The 15,635-nt window shown below is 66.9% G+C and carries 20 protein-coding genes; all 20 read right to left on the reverse strand.

Annotated elements, in window-relative coordinates; translation table 11 throughout:
• Positions 1-20 precede the first annotated feature (20 nt).
• Positions 21-386 carry a phosphoribosyl-ATP diphosphatase gene (locus ACVK00_RS28480; protein WP_006751798.1) on the reverse strand — a complete coding sequence of 122 codons (366 nt, stop codon included), beginning with the start codon at positions 384-386 and terminating at the stop codon, positions 21-23.
• Complete coding sequence (gene hisI / locus ACVK00_RS28485) at positions 383-799, reverse strand: phosphoribosyl-AMP cyclohydrolase (RefSeq protein WP_284888484.1); 417 nt, start codon at positions 797-799, stop codon at positions 383-385. The genes ACVK00_RS28480 and hisI overlap by 4 nt, the downstream gene beginning before the upstream one ends.
• Entirely contained in the window at positions 799-1,572 is a 774-nt protein-coding gene (gene hisF, locus ACVK00_RS28490) for an imidazole glycerol phosphate synthase subunit HisF (protein WP_006751800.1), read from the reverse strand. Before hisF ends, hisI begins: the two co-directional genes overlap by 1 nt.
• A gap of 106 nt (positions 1,573-1,678) precedes the next feature.
• A complete protein-coding gene (gene hisA, locus ACVK00_RS28495; RefSeq protein ID WP_006751801.1) occupies positions 1,679-2,434 on the reverse strand; it encodes a 1-(5-phosphoribosyl)-5-[(5-phosphoribosylamino)methylideneamino]imidazole-4-carboxamide isomerase in 756 nt (251 codons plus the stop codon).
• A 163-nt stretch (positions 2,435-2,597) separates the two neighbouring features.
• The gene (gene hisH, locus ACVK00_RS28500; RefSeq protein ID WP_006751802.1) at positions 2,598-3,239 is read right to left on the reverse strand and encodes an imidazole glycerol phosphate synthase subunit HisH; all 642 of its coding nucleotides are present in this window, start codon (positions 3,237-3,239) and stop codon (positions 2,598-2,600) included.
• Positions 3,236-3,856 (reverse strand): YchE family NAAT transporter, encoded by a 621-nt coding sequence (locus tag ACVK00_RS28505; protein ID WP_006751803.1) that lies wholly within the window; start codon positions 3,854-3,856, stop codon positions 3,236-3,238. The genes hisH and ACVK00_RS28505 overlap by 4 nt, the downstream gene beginning before the upstream one ends.
• Before the next feature lie 62 nt (positions 3,857-3,918).
• Positions 3,919-4,506: an imidazoleglycerol-phosphate dehydratase HisB gene (gene hisB / locus ACVK00_RS28510; protein ID WP_060107572.1), complete on the reverse strand. Its 588-nt coding sequence runs from the start codon at positions 4,504-4,506 to the stop codon at positions 3,919-3,921.
• A gap of 65 nt (positions 4,507-4,571) precedes the next feature.
• Complete coding sequence (gene hisC / locus ACVK00_RS28515; RefSeq protein ID WP_175794466.1) at positions 4,572-5,645, reverse strand: histidinol-phosphate transaminase; 1,074 nt, start codon at positions 5,643-5,645, stop codon at positions 4,572-4,574.
• 121 nt (positions 5,646-5,766) lie between these two features.
• Positions 5,767-7,083, reverse strand: a complete 1,317-nt coding sequence (gene hisD / locus ACVK00_RS28520; RefSeq protein ID WP_228906622.1) for a histidinol dehydrogenase — start codon at positions 7,081-7,083, stop codon at positions 5,767-5,769.
• A 24-nt stretch (positions 7,084-7,107) separates the two neighbouring features.
• A complete protein-coding gene (gene hisG / locus ACVK00_RS28525; protein ID WP_006751807.1) occupies positions 7,108-7,761 on the reverse strand; it encodes an ATP phosphoribosyltransferase in 654 nt (217 codons plus the stop codon).
• Positions 7,758-9,107 carry a UDP-N-acetylglucosamine 1-carboxyvinyltransferase gene (gene murA, locus ACVK00_RS28530; protein WP_212053350.1) on the reverse strand — a complete coding sequence of 450 codons (1,350 nt, stop codon included), beginning with the start codon at positions 9,105-9,107 and terminating at the stop codon, positions 7,758-7,760. Before murA ends, hisG begins: the two co-directional genes overlap by 4 nt.
• A gap of 13 nt (positions 9,108-9,120) precedes the next feature.
• Positions 9,121-9,360: a BolA family protein gene (locus ACVK00_RS28535; protein WP_006477131.1), complete on the reverse strand. Its 240-nt coding sequence runs from the start codon at positions 9,358-9,360 to the stop codon at positions 9,121-9,123.
• A 53-nt stretch (positions 9,361-9,413) separates the two neighbouring features.
• Positions 9,414-10,259: an ABC transporter permease gene (locus ACVK00_RS28540; protein ID WP_228906621.1), complete on the reverse strand. Its 846-nt coding sequence runs from the start codon at positions 10,257-10,259 to the stop codon at positions 9,414-9,416.
• On the reverse strand, positions 10,256-11,182 hold the full coding sequence (locus tag ACVK00_RS28545; RefSeq protein ID WP_228906620.1) for an ABC transporter ATP-binding protein: 927 nt from the start codon (positions 11,180-11,182) through the stop codon (positions 10,256-10,258). The genes ACVK00_RS28540 and ACVK00_RS28545 overlap by 4 nt, the downstream gene beginning before the upstream one ends.
• A gap of 192 nt (positions 11,183-11,374) precedes the next feature.
• The gene (locus ACVK00_RS28550; RefSeq protein ID WP_006751811.1) at positions 11,375-11,650 is read right to left on the reverse strand and encodes an STAS domain-containing protein; all 276 of its coding nucleotides are present in this window, start codon (positions 11,648-11,650) and stop codon (positions 11,375-11,377) included.
• A complete protein-coding gene (locus tag ACVK00_RS28555) occupies positions 11,647-12,276 on the reverse strand; it encodes an MlaC/ttg2D family ABC transporter substrate-binding protein (RefSeq protein WP_228906618.1) in 630 nt (209 codons plus the stop codon). Before ACVK00_RS28555 ends, ACVK00_RS28550 begins: the two co-directional genes overlap by 4 nt.
• A gap of 110 nt (positions 12,277-12,386) precedes the next feature.
• On the reverse strand, positions 12,387-13,361 hold the full coding sequence (locus ACVK00_RS28560; protein ID WP_228906617.1) for an MlaA family lipoprotein: 975 nt from the start codon (positions 13,359-13,361) through the stop codon (positions 12,387-12,389).
• Between the two features lie 31 nt (positions 13,362-13,392).
• Positions 13,393-13,962, reverse strand: coding sequence for an outer membrane lipid asymmetry maintenance protein MlaD (gene mlaD, locus ACVK00_RS28565; protein WP_228906615.1), 570 nt, complete (start codon positions 13,960-13,962; stop codon positions 13,393-13,395).
• Positions 13,963-13,986: 24 nt separating this feature from the next.
• Positions 13,987-14,754: a lipid asymmetry maintenance ABC transporter permease subunit MlaE gene (gene mlaE, locus ACVK00_RS28570; RefSeq protein WP_011655796.1), complete on the reverse strand. Its 768-nt coding sequence runs from the start codon at positions 14,752-14,754 to the stop codon at positions 13,987-13,989.
• Positions 14,751-15,572: an ABC transporter ATP-binding protein gene (locus ACVK00_RS28575; RefSeq protein ID WP_228906613.1), complete on the reverse strand. Its 822-nt coding sequence runs from the start codon at positions 15,570-15,572 to the stop codon at positions 14,751-14,753. Before ACVK00_RS28575 ends, mlaE begins: the two co-directional genes overlap by 4 nt.
• Positions 15,573-15,635: the final 63 nt, after the last annotated feature.

Below are 15,635 nucleotides of genomic sequence, written 5' to 3' on the forward strand. Positions count from 1 at the left end.
GCGCGGCAGGCCGCGCGCCGTCACCCGCCGTTTTCCTCGCGCTCGCGGCGCTTGCGCAGCGCCTTTTCCTCGATACCCGACAGCCCTTCGCGGCGCTCGAGCTCGCCGATCACGTCGGCCGGGCTCAGGTCGAAATGCGACAGCATCACGAGGCAATGGAACCACAGATCGGCCACTTCGCCGACCAGCGCCGTCGGCGCACCGCCCTGGCGCACGTCCTTCGCAGCCAGCACGACTTCGGTCGCCTCTTCGCCGATCTTCTTCAGCACCGCGTCGTCGCCCTTGTGAAACAGGCGCGATACGTACGATTGATCGGGGTCGCCGCCCTTGCGGCTATCGATCACGGCCGCGAGGCGCAGCAGCGTGTCTTCGGTCGATTGCGTCATTTGTAGATGTGTTCGGGATCTTTCAGCACCGGATCGACCGCGACCCAGTCGCCGCCGTCCACCGTGCCTTCGAATTTCTGGAAGAAGCACGAATGCCGGCCGGTGTGGCATGCGATGCCCGACACCTGCTCGACCTTCAGCAGCACGACGTCCTCGTCGCAGTCGAGCCGTACCTCGTGCACGTGCTGCACGTGGCCCGACTCCTCGCCCTTGAACCACAGGCGCTTGCGCGAGCGCGAATAATAAACCACCCGCTGCGTCTCGATCGTCTTCGCGAGTGCCTCGCGATTCATCCACGCGAACATCAGCACGTCGTTCGTCGACGCTTCCTGCGCGATCACCGGCACGAGGCCGTTGTCGTCCCAGCGGACCTTGTCGAGCCACGCGGGCAGGGCTTTCGTTTCCGTATTCATCACAGCCTCACCGGGATGCCCTGGTCGGACATGAAGCGCTTCGCCTCGCCGACCGTGTGCTCGCCGTAGTGGAAGATACTCGCGGCCAGCACCGCGTCGGCGCGGCCGTCCTTGATGCCGTCGGCCAGGTGCTGCAGCGAGCCGACGCCGCCCGACGCGATCACCGGCACCGGCACCGCGTCCGACACGCCGCGCGTGAGCGCGAGGTCGAAGCCGGACTTCGTGCCGTCGCGGTCCATGCTCGTGAGCAGGATCTCGCCCGCGCCGAGCTCGGCCATCTTGCGCGCCCATTCGATCGCGTCGAGGCCCGTGTTCTTGCGGCCGCCGTGCGTGAACACTTCCCAGCGCGGCGTCTCGCCGTCGGCCGATACGCGCTTCGCGTCGATCGCGACGACGATGCACTGCGAGCCGTACTTGTCGGCCGCGTCGCGCACGAGCTGCGGGTTCGCGACCGCCGACGAATTCATGCTGACCTTGTCCGCGCCCGCGTTCAGCAGGCGCCGCACGTCCTCGACGGCGCGCACGCCGCCGCCGACGGTCAGCGGAATGAACACCTGCGACGCGACGGCTTCGATGATCGGCAGGATCAGGTCGCGCTGGTCGGAGGTCGCGGTGATGTCGAGGAACGTCAGTTCGTCGGCGCCCTGGTCGTCATAGCGGCGGGCGATTTCGACGGGGTCGCCGGCATCGCGCAGCTCGACGAAGTTGACGCCCTTGACGACGCGCCCGGCGGTCACGTCCAGGCAGGGGATGATGCGTTTAGCTAGAGCCATGATGTTGCGCCAAAGGCCGCGATGGGACGGCCGGTTACGGAAGCCTCGCGCGAGGCTTCCGGTCGGGGCCGCCAGCAGGCAGCCCCGGCGAACGGGACAACCGCGCTTACGCGTTGTCGAGTTCGCCGTTCAGTTCGTCCGCGCGCTTTTGCGCGGCCGCGAAATCGAGATCGCCGGAGTAGATCGCACGGCCGCAGATCACGCCTTCGACGCCGTGCTCTTCCACTTCGCACAGGCTATCGATGTCCGCGAGGTTCGACAGGCCGCCGCTGGCGATCACCGGAATGCCGACCGCCTGAGCGAGCTTCACGGTCGCCTCGATGTTGATGCCTTGCAGCATCCCGTCGCGGCCGATGTCGGTGTAGACGATCGATTCGACGCCGTAGTCCTCGAACTTCAGCGCGAGATCGATCACTTCGTGGCCCGTCAGCTTGCTCCAGCCGTCGGTCGCAACCTTGCCGTCCTTCGCATCGAGGCCGACGATGATGTTGCCCGCGAACGCGGTGCACGCATCCCGCAGGAAACCCGGGTCCTTCACGGCCGCCGTGCCGATGATCACGTAGGACAGGCCGGCGTCGAGATACTTCTCGACCGTCTCGAGGCTGCGGATGCCGCCGCCGAGCTGTACGGGGATTTCGTCGCCGACCTCGTCGAGGATCGCTTCGATCGCGTCGAGGTTCTTCGGCTTGCCGGCGAACGCGCCGTTCAGGTCGACCAGATGCAGCCGCCGGGCGCCGAGATCGACCCACTTGCGGGCCATCGCCGCCGGGTCCTCGGAGAAAATCGTGGCCTGGTCCATATCGCCCTGTTTGAGGCGCACACACTGACCGTCTTTGAGATCGATGGCCGGAATCAGCAGCATAGCAATCGGGTGTCGTCGTGGAAGAAGAAAAGAATCCGGCGCGTACCGGCCAATCCGGTACCGCGCCGCCTCGCTAGTTTAGTACAACTCTTTCGGCGCTTTCGCGAACGCGCTGTGTGCGACAGGCCGTTCCGGCCCGCCGACTGTGGCACGCACGCGACGCTCACGGCTTCCAGTGTACGAAGTTGCGATACAGACGCAACCCGACTTCCGCGCTTTTCTCGGGGTGGAATTGGGTCGCGAAGAGATTGTCCCGCGCGACCGCGGACGTAAACGGCGCGCCGTATGCCGTTTCGCCCACCGTGTGTGCCGGGTTGTCCGGCCTCACGTAATAGCTGTGTACGAAGTAAAAGTATGCGTCGTCGGGCACGCCGTCCCACAGCGGGTGCGGCTGCGACTGGCGCACGCGGTTCCAGCCCATCTGCGGCACCTTGAAGCGCGAGCCGTCATCCTGCAGCCGGCCGTCGAGCTCGAAGCGCACGACCTTGCCGGGCAACAGGCCCAGGCCCTTCGTGTCGCCTTCCGCGCTCCAGTCGAACAGCATCTGCTCGCCGACGCACACGCCGAGCAGCGGCTTCGTGCGCGATGCCTCGATCACCGCCTCCTGCAGCCCCGATTCGCCGAGGCAGCGCATGCAGTCCGGCATCGCGCCCTGGCCGGGCAGCACGACGCGGTCGGCCGCGCGAATCGCGGCCGGCGTGTCGACGATCGCCACGTCGGCGGCCGGTTCGGCCTTCTTGAGCGCCTGCGCGACCGAGCGCAGGTTGCCCATCCCATAATCCACAATCGCAATCGAAGTTTTCATCTCAGTGCAGGCAGTAGCGCCCTCAGTCCATTGACGATGAATTCCACCGCCAGCGCCGACAGCATCAAACCCATCAGCCGCGTGGCGATGTTGATGCCGGTGCGGCCGATCCAGTTCGCGATCGGCTCGGCGAGCCGCATCGCGACGAAACACAGAAAAGCCAGGGCCGCGCCGATCGCGACCAGCCCGGCCCGCTCATACCAGTGATGCGAGTTCGCCGCATAGATGATCACCGTGCTGATCGAGCCGGGGCCCGTGAGCAGCGGAATCGCCAACGGCACGACCGCGATGTTGTCCTTCGACTCGGCTTCGTAGCGCTCCTCCGGCGTCGATCGCGTGTTGCCGATCTGCGCGTTCAGCATGTTGATCGCCATCAGCAGCATGATGATCCCGCCGCCCACTTCGAGCGAGCCGACCGAAATGCCGAAGAAGTCGATAATCTGCTGCCCGAGCAGCGTCGTCACCGTCATCACGCAGAACACCGACACCGACGCGATCCGGATCGTGCGGCGCCGCTCGCCGTCCGTTTGCTGCGCGGTCAGGCTCAGGAAGAACGGCACCGCGCCGACCGGGTTGATCAGCGCCAGCAGCGAAATGAACGATTTGAGCAGATCCATCGCAAGCCGGCGCGCCGCGCCGAAGCCGTGAGGTTGTCCTGGGCGTGGGCCCGTTCGGAAGGTTAGAGGCTGCCCTTCGTCGACGGAATCTGCCCCGCCGCGCGCTCGTCGAGCTCCACCGCGGCACGCAGCGCCCGGCCGAAGGCCTTGAACACCGTTTCGAGCTGATGGTGCGCGTTGATCCCGCGCAGGTTGTCGACATGCAGCGTGACGCCCGCGTGGTTCACGAATCCGCGGAAGAACTCGATCGACAGGTCGACGTCGAACGTACCGATCCGCGCACGCGTGAACGGCACGTGGAATTCGAGACCCGGCCGGCCCGAGAAGTCGATCACGACGCGCGACAGCGCCTCGTCGAGCGGCACGTACGAATGGCCGTAGCGGCGAATGCCCTTCTTGTCGCCGATCGCCTTCGCGACGGCCTGGCCGAGCGTGATACCGACGTCCTCGACCGTGTGGTGGTCGTCGATGTGTGTATCGCCATGCGCTTCGACCTCGAGATCGATCAGACCATGTCGCGCGATCTGATCGAGCATATGGTCGAGAAACGGCACGCCGGTGGCCAGCTTCTGCCGGCCCGTACCGTCGAGATCGAGCTTCACACGGATCTGCGTTTCGCTGGTATTGCGAACGACTTCCGCCACACGCATGGCAATTCCTTGAATGAGTCTGATGTAAATGGGGATTGATCGTCGCGCGCCGCCGCGCCCTGGGCTCAACCGGGCAGCGCGAGTTTCAAGGCAGCCAGCAGGCGCGCGTTTTCGTCGGGAGAACCGACGGTCAGCCGCACGCATTCGGCCAGCAACGGATGCATTTTACTCACGTTTTTGATCAGCACCCGCTCGGTGAGCAGCGCATCGAACACGGCCGCCGCGTCCGGCACGCGCACCAGCAGGAAATTGCCGGCGCTCGGGAACACCGTCGCGCCCGGCAGCGCGGCCACGGCCTGCGCGAGGCGCGTGCGTTCGGCACGCAGTTCGGCCGCCTGCGCATCGAGCACGTCAAGGTGGTCGAGCAGGAAATCGGCGCTCGCCTGGGTCAGCACGTTGATGTTGTACGGCGGGCGCACCTTGTCGAATTCGGTCAGCCACGCGGGCAGCCCGGCGAGATAGCCGAGGCGGATGCCGGCCAGGCCGAGCTTCGACACCGTGCGCATCACGACGACGTTGTCGAACTCGGCGGCGCGCGGCAGCCACGAGCGCTCCGCGAACGGCTGATACGCCTCGTCGATCACGATCAGGCTGTGTTGCGCGGCCGCGATGATCCGCTCGACGTCGGCTTCGTCGTACAGCGTGCCGGTCGGGTTGTTCGGGTACGCGAGATAGACGAGCGCGGGCCGGTGCTCGGCGATCGCCGCGATCATCGCGTCGGCGTCGAGCGTCAGGTCGTCCTTGAGCGGCACACCGACGAATTCGAGCTGCGCGAACTTCGCGGACAGCTCGTACATCACGAAGCCCGGCACCGGCGCGAGCACCTTCGCGCCCGGCTTCGCGCAGGCCACCGACATCATGCTGATGATTTCGTCCGAGCCGTTGCCGAGCAGCACGTCGCACGCGGCCGGCACGCCCATCGCGCGGCGCAGCTTGTCGAGCAGCGCGCCCGGGCGCGGCGCCGGGTAGCGGTTCAGCGCGACCTGCGCGAGGCGCTCGCCGAGCGCGGCCGCCAGCGGCGCGGGCAGCGAATACGGGTTCTCCATCGCGTCGAGCTTCACGAAGCCGCTCGCGTCGGGCACCGGGTAGCTCGTCATCGCGAGCACGTCGCGGCGGATGATGTCTTGGGGCGTCGTCATGGTCTCAAGCCGGCGTGCTTCGCGCCGGCGTCAAATGGTCTCGGCACGGCGGCGGCTGCCGCCCTGCGCGGGGTCTCCTCGTCGACCGCGGCCGGTGCGTCGGCACCGGCTGCGGCGCGTGTCACCCCTTCATCCGGAGCTCGGCGCTGCGCGCGTGCGCCTGCAGCCCTTCGCCGTACGCGAGCTCGGATGCGATCTCGCCCAACGTCTGCGCACCTTCGGCGCTGACTTCGATCAGGCTCGAGCGCTTGATGAAGTCGTACACGCCGAGCGGCGACGAGAAGCGCGCGGTGCGCGACGTCGGCAGCACGTGGTTCGGGCCCGCACAGTAGTCGCCGAGGCTTTCGCTCGTGTAGCGGCCGAGGAAGATCGCGCCGGCATGGCGGATCTGCTGGCCCCATTGCTGCGGCTCCAGCGCGGAAATCTCGAGGTGCTCGGGCGCGATGTCGTTCGCGATCCGGCACGCTTCGGCCATGTCGCGCACCTTGATCAGCGCGCCGCGGCCTTCGAGCGACGCACGGATCACCTCCCGACGCGGCATCGTCGGCAGCAGCTCGTCGATCGCCTTCTCGACGCGCTCGAGGAACGCGGCGTCCGGGCACAGCAGGATCGACTGCGCGAGCTCGTCGTGTTCGGCCTGCGAGAACAGGTCCATCGCGACCCAGCTCGGATCGGTCGTGCCGTCGCACAGCACGAGGATTTCCGACGGGCCGGCGATCATGTCGATGCCGACCGTGCCGAACACGCGACGCTTCGCCGATGCGACGTACGCATTGCCCGGCCCGCAGATCTTGTCGACCGGCGGCACCGTGGCCGTGCCGTACGCGAGCGCGCCGACCGCCTGCGCGCCGCCGATCGTGAACACGCGATCGACGCCGCCGAGCAGCGCCGCGGCGAGCACGAGCTCGTTCTTCACGCCGTCCGGGGTCGGCACGACCATCACGATCTCGCCGACGCCCGCGACACGCGCGGGAATCGCGTTCATCAGCACCGACGACGGATAGGCGGCCTTGCCGCCCGGCACGTACAGGCCGACGCGGTCGAGCGGCGTGACCTTCTGGCCGAGCACCGTGCCGTCGCTTTCCGTGTACTGCCAGCTATGCGTGCCGCACTCGATCTTCTGCTTCTCGTGGTACGCACGCACGCGTGCGGCGGCCGCTTCCAGCGCCGCGCGCGCCTTCGGCGCGAGGCCGTCGAGCGCCGTCTGCAGCGCGTCCTGCGGCAGTTCCAGCGCGGCGACGCTGCTCGCGTCCAGCCGGTCGAAGCGGTTCGTGTACTCGAGCACCGCGGCGTCGCCGCGCGACTTCACGTCGGCGAGGATCTGCGCGACCGATTGCTCGATCGCTTCGTCCTCGCTTGCCTCGAACGCGAGCACCGCGCGCAGCGCGGCGCCGAAGCCGTCGCTCGTCGAATCGAGTTTGCGGATGGTGATGGCCATGGGAGTTCCGTTACGGTGATGCGCTCAATTGCCATTCTGCGACGCGCGTTCGAACGCGTCGAGAATCGGCTTGAGCGCCGCGCGCTTCAACTTCAGCGCAGCCTGGTTCACGACGAGGCGCGACGAGATCGCCATGATCTCCTCGACCTCGACCAGATTGTTCGCCTTCAGCGTGCCGCCCGAGCTGACGAGGTCGACGATCGCGTCGGCCAGCCCGACCAGCGGCGCCAGCTCCATCGAGCCGTACAGCTTGATCAGGTCGACGTGCACGCCCTTCGCGGCGAAGTGTTCGCGTGCCGTTTCGACGTACTTGGTCGCAACCCGCAGGCGCGCGCCCTGGCGCACCGCGTTCGCGTAGTCGAAGCCGGCCGGCACGGCCACCGACATCCGGCAGCGTGCAATGTTCAGATCGATCGGCTGGTACAGGCCCGAGCCGCCATGCTCGACCAGCACGTCCTTGCCGGCCACGCCGAAATCGGCCGCGCCGTATTCGACATAGGTCGGCACGTCGCTCGCGCGCACGATGATCACGCGCAGGTTCGGATCGGTCGTCGGCAGGATCAGCTTGCGCGACGTTTCCGGATCCTCGGCCACCTGCACGCCGGCGGCCGCCAGCAGCGGCAGGGTTTCCTCGAAAATCCGGCCCTTCGACAGGGCGAGGGTCAGCGGCGCGGTCATGCTTGGCTCCCGGAGAGGCGGCGCACGTTCGCGCCGACGGCGGTCAGTTTGGTTTCCATGCGGTCGTAGCCGCGGTCCAGGTGATAGATGCGGTCGACGAGCGTTTCGCCTTCGGCGCGCAGCCCGGCGATCACGAGGCTCGCCGATGCGCGCAGGTCGGTCGCCATCACGTTCGCGCCGGACAGCTTGTCGACGCCCGTCACGAGCGCCGTGTTGCCGTCGATCGTGATGTTCGCGCCGAGCCGGTTCAGCTCCTGCACGTGCATGAAGCGGTTCTCGAAGATGGTCTCGACGATCTGCGCGGTGCCCGTCGCGACCGAATTGAGGGCCATGAACTGCGCCTGCATGTCGGTCGGGAACGCCGGGTATTCCGACGTGCGGATCGTCACCGCCGACGGGCGGCGGTCCATCCGCACCCGCAGCCAGCTGTCGCCTTCCTCGATCGACACGCCGGCCTCGCGCAGCTTGTCGATCACCGCGTCGAGGATGTGCGGGCGCACGCCCGTCAGCAGCACGTCGCCGCCGGCCGCCGCGACCGCGCACAGGAACGTGCCGGCCTCGATGCGGTCGGGAATCACCGAATGGCGTGCGCCGTGCAGCCGCTCGACACCCTGGATCACGAGGCGATCGGTGCCGATGCCGGCGATTTTCGCGCCCATCGCGACCAGCAAGTGTGCGAGATCGCTCACTTCCGGCTCGCGCGCCGCGTTCTCGATCACCGTCTCGCCGTCGGCCAGCGTCGCGGCCATCAGCAGGTTTTCCGTCCCCGTCACCGTGATCATGTCGGTCACGATGCGCGCACCCTTCAGGCGCTTCGCGCGCGCTTCGATGAAGCCGTGCTCGATGCTGATCTCGGCGCCCATCGCCTGCAGGCCCTTGATGTGCTGGTCGACCGGACGCGCGCCGATCGCGCAGCCGCCCGGCAGCGACACCTTCGCCTCGCCGAAGCGCGCGAGCAGCGGCCCGAGCACGAGGATCGACGCGCGCATCGTCTTGACGAGCTCGTACGGCGCGACGAGGTTGTCGACGCGCGACGCGTCGAGCTGCACGCGGCAGCCGTCCGTTTCGCTCTTCACGCCCATCTGGTTCAGCACCTTCAGCGTGGTGCGCACGTCCTTCAGGTTCGGCACGTTGTCGAGCTCGACCGGCTCGGCGCTGAGCAGCCCCGCGCACAGGATCGGCAGCGCGGCATTCTTCGCGCCCGACACGACGATCTCGCCCGAGAGCCGGCGACCGCCTTCGACCACCAGCTTGTCCATCCCGTGTCCCTGCGATTCCCCGTTAGCGGCCGGGTGTGCCGTGGCGACGCTCTGGACGGCGTCGCGCTCGTTGACGGTGACTTGCACTCAGTGGTTCCGGTTATGCGTTCTGCCATTCGGCGGGCGTCAGCGTCTTCATGCTGAGCGCGTGAATTTCCTGTTTCATGCGATCGCCGAGCGCCGCATAGACGAGCTGGTGCCGCTGGATCGGCCGCTTGCCTTCGAAGGCCGCCGACACGATCGTCGCGAAGAAATGCTGGCCGTCGCCTTCGACTTCCAGATGAGTGCAGGCGAGACCGCCGGCGATGTATTGCTTGACCTGTTCGGGAGTCGGCAACATGAGGGGGCTCCTGTCGGCACGCGCCGCCCGTGGGCGGCCGCTGCCTGTCGATATCAATGACGCAGTTTGTAGCCGGTCGCGAGCAGCCGCATCGCGAAGATCGCGAGCAGCACGAAGAAACCGGTGACGATCGCGAGGCTCGCGAGCGGGTTGATGTCGGACGCGCCGAAGAACCCGTAACGGAAGCCGTCGATCATGTAGAAAAACGGGTTGAGACGCGAGATCTCGCGCCACACGGGCGGCAGCGAGTGCGTCGAATAGAACACGCCGGACAGGAACGTCAGCGGCATGATCAGGAAGTTCTGGAACGCGGCGAGCTGGTCGAACTTCTCGGCCCAGATCCCGGCGATCAGCCCCAGCGTGCCGAGGATCGCCGAGCCGAGCAGCGCGAATGCGATGATGAACAACGGCGCCGCGAAATGCATCGGGATAAACCAGATCGTCACGACGAACACGCCCGCGCCGACCGCGAGGCCGCGCACGACGGACGCGAGCACGTAGGCGCCGAAGATGTCGCGGTACGACAGCGGCGGCAGCAGCATGAACACGAGGTTGCCGGTGATCTTCGACTGGATCAGCGATGACGAGCTGTTCGCGAACGCGTTCTGCAGCACGCTCATCATCACGAGGCCGGGCACGAGAAAGCTCACGTACTCGACGCCGGGATACACCTCGACGCGGCCCGACAGCGCGTGGCCGAAGATCGTCAGATACAGCAGCGCCGTCACGATCGGCGCGCACACCGTCTGGAACGACACCTTCCAGAAACGCAGCAGTTCCTTGTAGAACAGCGTGCGAAACCCGCTTCCAGCCACTACGACGGGCTCGGGCGTTTGCCGGGAACGGGGGGGCCGCGCCTCCCCGGGCGAACGCAATTCGCGTGTGGGTTGTTGATTCATGCCAGCCCCTCGATCACCTCGGCCCCGTTCATCACCTGGACGAACACATCTTCGAGGTCGGCCTTGCGGACCTCGATCTCGTCGAACGTGCAGCCCGCCGCGCGACACTGCGCGAGGATGCGTTCGACATCGTCGTAGCTCGTCAGACGCAGCAGGTGCTCGCCCGGCGCGCGCGCGGCCGGATCGGCCTCCAGCCCTCGCAGCTCGGCGGGCAGCGCACCCGAAGCGAGGCGCAGGTACAGCTGCAGCCCCGCGAAGCGGCGCAGCAGCGCGTCGGTGCGGTCGAGCGCGACGACTTCACCGCGACGCAGCATCGCGATGCGGTCGCACAGCGACTCGGCTTCCTCGAGGTAATGGGTGGTCAGGACGATCGTGTGGCCCTCGCGGTTCAGCCGCGAGATGAATTTCCACAGCGTCTGGCGCAGTTCGACGTCGACGCCGGCGGTCGGCTCGTCGAGCACGATCACGGGCGGCCGATGCACGAGCGCCTGCGCGACCAGCACGCGGCGCTTCATCCCGCCCGACAGCGCGCGCATGTTCGCGTCGGCCTTCTCGGTGAGGTCGAGATTGGCCATCACTTCGTCGATCCAGTCGTCGTTGCGGCGCAGCCCGAAATAGCCGGACTGGATCCGCAGCGTCTCGCGAACGGTGAAGAACGGGTCGAACACGAGTTCCTGCGGCACGACGCCGAGCGCGCGGCGCGCACCCCGGAAGTCCTTGACGACGTCGTGGCCGAGCACGGAGATACTGCCTTCATCGGCCCGGGCGAGCCCGGCGAGGATACTGATGAGCGTGGTCTTGCCTGCGCCGTTCGGGCCGAGCAGACCGAAAAACTCGCCTTCCTCGACCGACAGGCTGACGCCCTTGAGCGCCTGAAGCGATTTGTAGCGCTTCTTGACGTGACGGATTTCTATGGCTGACATGACTGTGCGCGACGCAAGGGTCGCGACGCCTATTCTGTGCTTGCTGCGGATGAAAATGGGGGCCGGACGCCGATTGGCTGCCCCGCAAAACGCTTGATTATAGGGCAAACCGGCTGGTGGGGCCGGCGCTGAAGGCGCGCGGCCTGAAGCGTGCGCGCGCCGGCTGGCGCGGCAGGCTTCGATCGGACAGGGTCAATGTCGCCCGGTGCCTTCGATGAGCGCGTCGACGCCGTAGGCGTTCGCGAGGCTGGCGAGCTTCGGGGGGAGATTGAGGATGTCGAGGGTCGCGCCGCGGGCTTTCGCGGCGCGTTGCCATGCGAGCAGCACGGCGAGCGCGGACGAGTCGAACTGCGTCAGCGCCGCGCAATCGACGGCGGTGGCACCCGCGTCGATGCGCGCGAGACCGTCCGCGAGCGCGGACTTCGCGCTCGCGACGGTCAGCGAGGAGCCGGCTGCGAAGCCGCTCACGAAGCTTGCTTGCCCGCGGCAAGTTCCTGGTTGCGCTGCGTCAGGAACTTGATCAGGCCGTCCACGCCGCTTTGCTGGATCTTCTCGTTGAACTGCTGCTGGTACGTCTGGATCAGCCATGCGCCGAGCACGTTCAGGTCATATACCTTCCAGCCGTTGGCCGTCTTGTACAGGCGGTAGTCGATCTGGACCGGTTGACCGTTGTTCATCGCGACCGTCTTCACGACGACGTCGGTGTCGGCAGGATCGGCGCGGAACGGCGGGTACTGGATCTGCTGGTCCGGCTTCAGCTGCGCGAGCGCGCCCGAATACGTGCGGATCAGCAGCAGCTTGAACTGCTCCTGAACCTGCTGCTGCTGCTCGACCGACGCCGCGCGCCAGTTGCGGCCCATCGCGAGTTGCGTGGTACGGCGGAAATCGGTGTACGGCAGGATGTCCTTGTTGACGATCGTGATGATGCGGTTGGTGTCGCCCTGCTTGATCGTCTGCTGCTTGACCTCGTCGAGCACCTGCTGCGTCGCCGTCTTGATCAGCGCCTGCGGGTTCGACTGGTCGACTTGCGCGTGAGCTGCGCTGCCGAACGAGAACAGCGCCGCGAAAACGGGAATCAGGAACAGTTTTTTCATCATAGTGACCTGCATGAAGAGTCGATCCGGAGGTTGGAGCCGGTAGCTTACGCGCAAGTTCGCGAACGCTACCGACTGAATCGTTTCCGGCTGTAACGAATGTAAGTTGATCAGTGCAGCCGGATGCTCGGGAAGCGGAACCCGCCCGGCGACGGCGGCGCCACCTGCATCGCCGGCACGTTCGTTTCGCTGGCCGGGTTCGGCGCTTCGGGCGTGCCCGACGCCGGTGCGGGAACGCCCGCACCCGATGCGCCGGCCGGCGCGGTCGCGCCGCCAACGGCCGCTGCGCCCGCCGTACCGGCCGTACCGGCCGCGCCGGCTGCCGCCGGTGCCGCGCCGTCGTCCGGCAGCTCGTACTTCGGCAGCGCGTCGTTGCTCGACGTCGCGGCGGCCTCGCCGCGCGCGTTGCTGATCAGCATCTGACGGCGTTGCAGGTACGCGTTACGTACGAACGAATACTTGTCGAGCGCCGCGGCATCCAGCACGTCGCCCGCGCCGAGCAGGTTCGCACGCGTGTTGACGAGGTTCACGCCGAACAGGCCCCAGCTCAGGCCGTCCGGCTTCACGTAGGTGAGCGGGTTGCCGACGTAGTCGACGCCGAGGCCTGCCGTGTCGCGCAGCGTGCTCGGGCCGAGCAGCGGCAGCACGAGGTACGGGCCCGACGGCATGCCGTAGCGGCCCATCGTGATCCCGAAGTCGGCCGTGTGCTTCGGCAGTTTCGCGATCGTCGCGACGTCGAACAGGCCGCCGACACCGAACACCGTGTTGATCACGACGCGCATGATGTCGCCGACGCCGTCCGCGATCCGCAGCTGCACGATGTTGTTCGCCGCGATGTAGACGTCGCCGATGTTCGAGAAGAAGTTCGTCACGCTGTCGCGCACCGGCTGCGGCACCACGTACTGGTAGCCCTTCGCGACCGGCTTCAGCGCATACGTGTCGACCGTGTCGTTGAACTTGTACATCGACCGGTTGAAACCTTCGAGCGGATCGCCCTTGGTCGGCGTCTGTACAGTCGCGCAACCGCTCAACGCGGCGACTGCCGCCACTGCGAGCGCGGCGTGCCTGATGCGGATCGTCTGCATGGTCATTCCCTCTTGTCTTTCTCTCGTGTGGTTATTGGGCAGCCGAGCCGGACACCGCGGACGCCGGCACCGCGACCGGTGCGGGCGCGGCCGGTGCTGCCGGTGCTGCCGACGCACCGGAAGCCGGCTTCGCGCCGCCCGCGTCGGCCGCCTTGCTGTACAGGAACTGGCCGATCAGATTCTCGAGCACGATCGCCGACTGCGTCATCGTGATCGTATCGCCCGACTTCAGCATTTCGGTGTCGCCGCCCGGATCGAGGCCGATGTACTGCTCGCCGAGCAGGCCGGACGTCAGGATCTTCGCCGACGAATCCTTCGGGAACGGGTATTGGCCGTCGACGTCGATCGTCACGAGCGCCTGATACGTATTGCTGTCGAAGCCGATCGCCTTCACGCGGCCGACCACGACGCCCGCGCTCTTCACGGCCGCACGCGGCTTCAGCCCGCCGATGTTGTCGAATTTCATCCTCACCGAGTAGGTCGGCTGAAACGACAGCGAGCTCATGTTGCCGACCTTGAGCGCCAGGAACAACACCGCAAGGAAGCCCACCACCACGAACAGGCCGACCCAGAAGTCGAGAGCAGTCTTTTTCATCGTCATCCCAAAATTTGGCTTGGCTGAGGCTTAGCTGAACATCAGCGCAGTCAGCAGGAAATCGAGGCCGAGTACGGCGAGCGATGCGAATACGACCGTCTTGGTCGTCGCACGCGACACGCCCTCGGGCGTGGGCTTCGCTTCATACCCTTGAAACAGTGCAATGAAGGTCACGGCGAACCCGAACACGATGCTCTTGATCACGCCGTTGCCGACGTCGGCCCACACCTGGACCCCGCCCTGCATCTGCGACCAGAACGCGCCGGGATCGACGCCGATCAGCACGACGCCGACGAAATAACCGCCGAGCACACCGACCGCGTTGAAGATCGCGGCGAGCAGCGGCATCGCGATGATGCCGGCCCACAGGCGCGGCGCGATCACCGTCTTGATCGGGTCGACGGCCATCATCTCGAGCGCGGTGAGCTGCTCGCCGGCCTTCATCAGGCCGATCTCGGCCGTGAGCGACGTGCCCGCGCGGCCCGCGAACAGCAGCGCGGTCACGACCGGGCCGAGCTCGCGCACGAGCGACAGCGCGACCAGCAGGCCGAGCGCCTGCTCGGACCCGTAGCGGTTCAGCGTGTAGTAGCCCTGCAGGCCGAGCACGAAGCCGACGAACAGGCCCGACACGGCAATGATCACGAACGAATAGTTGCCGAGGAAGTGGATCTGCTTCGTGACCAGCCGCGGCCGGCGCAGCAGCGGGAAGAATTCCAGCACGAGGCGCACGAACAGCCGCGTGCCGTAGCCCGCGCGCTCGAGGCCGCCGATGACGTAACGTCCGATCGCGCTGATCATGCGCGCCCTCCGCCGAGCCCGAAATCCGCCGCCAGCGGCGGGCTCGTGTAATGAAATTTGAACGGGCCGTCCGGCGCGCCGTCGATGAACTGCCGCACGCTCGGATCGGTCGACGCGCGCAGCTCGGCGGGCGTACCCTGCGCGAGCACGCCGCCGTTGGCCAGAAAATACACGTAATCGGCGATCGCGAAGGATTCCGGCACATCGTGCGTGACGAGGATCGACGTTGCGCCGAGCGCCTGGTTCAGCGTGCGGATCAGATTCGCGGTGATGCCGAGCGAGATCGGATCGAGGCCCGCGAACGGCTCGTCGTACATGATGAGCTGCGGATCGAGCGCAATCGCGCGCGCGAGCGCGATACGGCGCGCCATCCCGCCCGACACCTCGGAGGGCATCAGGTCGCGCGCGCCGCGCAGCCCGACCGCGTTGAGCTTCATCAGCACGAGGTCGCGGATCAGGTCTTCGGGCAGGTCGGTATGTTCGCGCAGCGCGAACGCGACGTTCTCGAACACCGACATGTCGGTGAACAGCGCGCCGAACTGGAACAGCATGCCCATCTTGCGGCGCAGCGCGTACAGGCCGTCGCGCGTCTGCGCGCCGACGTCGGCGCCGTCGAACAGCACCTGGCCACGGCGCGCACGCACCAGGCCGCCGATCAGGCGCAGCACGGTCGTCTTGCCGCAGCCCGACCCGCCCATGACAGCGACGACCTGGCCGCGCCCGAAGCGCAGGTTCAGGTTCGACAGGACGAGGCGGTCGCCATAGCCAAAGTCGACGTCGCGAAGTTCCAGCAGAGTCTCGGTAGGAGTGGGGCTCACGGAGCTGACAGTCCTTTAACGCAGAACGCCGAATTATAGGGCCTGCATTGGAATGATGTCGTG

The organism is Burkholderia sp. PvR073 (genome assembly GCF_054055695.1).

Excerpts from the sequence above, each read along its gene's own strand:
- ACVK00_RS28505 (WP_006751803.1), bottom strand. The coding sequence starts at position 3,856 with ATGGATCTGCTCAAATCGTTCATTTCGCTGCTGGCGCTGATCAACCCG.
- ACVK00_RS28480 (WP_006751798.1), bottom strand. The coding sequence starts at position 386 with ATGACGCAATCGACCGAAGACACGCTGCTGCGCCTCGCGGCCGTGATC.
- hisI (WP_284888484.1), bottom strand. The coding sequence starts at position 799 with ATGAATACGGAAACGAAAGCCCTGCCCGCGTGGCTCGACAAGGTCCGC.
- mlaD (WP_228906615.1), bottom strand. The coding sequence starts at position 13,962 with ATGACGATGAAAAAGACTGCTCTCGACTTCTGGGTCGGCCTGTTCGTG.
- hisB (WP_060107572.1), bottom strand. The coding sequence starts at position 4,506 with ATGCGTGTGGCGGAAGTCGTTCGCAATACCAGCGAAACGCAGATCCGT.
- hisA (WP_006751801.1), bottom strand. The coding sequence starts at position 2,434 with ATGCTGCTGATTCCGGCCATCGATCTCAAAGACGGTCAGTGTGTGCGC.
- ACVK00_RS28540 (WP_228906621.1), bottom strand. The coding sequence starts at position 10,259 with ATGAATCAACAACCCACACGCGAATTGCGTTCGCCCGGGGAGGCGCGG.
- hisC (WP_175794466.1), bottom strand. The coding sequence starts at position 5,645 with ATGACGACGCCCCAAGACATCATCCGCCGCGACGTGCTCGCGATGACG.
- mlaE (WP_011655796.1), bottom strand. The coding sequence starts at position 14,754 with ATGATCAGCGCGATCGGACGTTACGTCATCGGCGGCCTCGAGCGCGCG.
- hisD (WP_228906622.1), bottom strand. The coding sequence starts at position 7,083 with ATGGCCATCACCATCCGCAAACTCGATTCGACGAGCGACGGCTTCGGC.
- hisF (WP_006751800.1), bottom strand. The coding sequence starts at position 1,572 with ATGGCTCTAGCTAAACGCATCATCCCCTGCCTGGACGTGACCGCCGGG.
- hisG (WP_006751807.1), bottom strand. The coding sequence starts at position 7,761 with ATGACCGCGCCGCTGACCCTCGCCCTGTCGAAGGGCCGGATTTTCGAG.
- hisH (WP_006751802.1), bottom strand. The coding sequence starts at position 3,239 with ATGAAAACTTCGATTGCGATTGTGGATTATGGGATGGGCAACCTGCGC.
- ACVK00_RS28555 (WP_228906618.1), bottom strand. The coding sequence starts at position 12,276 with ATGAAAAAACTGTTCCTGATTCCCGTTTTCGCGGCGCTGTTCTCGTTC.
- ACVK00_RS28535 (WP_006477131.1), bottom strand. The coding sequence starts at position 9,360 with ATGTTGCCGACTCCCGAACAGGTCAAGCAATACATCGCCGGCGGTCTC.
- ACVK00_RS28545 (WP_228906620.1), bottom strand. The coding sequence starts at position 11,182 with ATGTCAGCCATAGAAATCCGTCACGTCAAGAAGCGCTACAAATCGCTT.
- ACVK00_RS28560 (WP_228906617.1), bottom strand. The coding sequence starts at position 13,361 with ATGCAGACGATCCGCATCAGGCACGCCGCGCTCGCAGTGGCGGCAGTC.